The sequence below is a fragment of the Pseudomonas sp. Pseusp88 genome, from assembly GCF_047303955.1.
In the GTDB taxonomy this organism is placed as follows: Bacteria; Pseudomonadota; Gammaproteobacteria; order Pseudomonadales; family Pseudomonadaceae; genus Aquipseudomonas.
Genome location: NZ_JBGLYM010000147.1, coordinates 1 through 236, shown reverse-complemented (window position 1 = coordinate 236; position 236 = coordinate 1). Strand labels below are relative to the sequence as shown.

Annotated in this window: 1 protein-coding gene; it reads left to right on the top strand. The window is 43.2% G+C overall.

Annotated elements, in window-relative coordinates; genetic code table 11:
• Positions 1 to 53: 53 nt before the first annotated feature.
• Positions 54 to 236 (top strand): hypothetical protein (locus ACCD02_RS32810; RefSeq protein WP_413310740.1); only part of this gene is annotated, 183 nt, incomplete at its 3' end.

The window sequence follows — 236 nt, the reverse complement described above, 5'->3', positions numbered from 1 at the left end:
CTTCTCCTACGGCCTTTTGCAACACCCATAACAAACAAGTGTTGAGTCAGGTATTGAATAATTATGACCAGGAAACAACAGACTTTTACCGTTGGAGAGTCTGCTACTCCCAACAAGAACTCTCGGAACTGATTCATAAACGTTCAGGAATCGAGTTCGGAAAAATCATTGATTTGATTCCGGTCGAACGGGGAACTTCAGGACGGCTGGTCCGATTGAAAATAGTAGGAACGTTA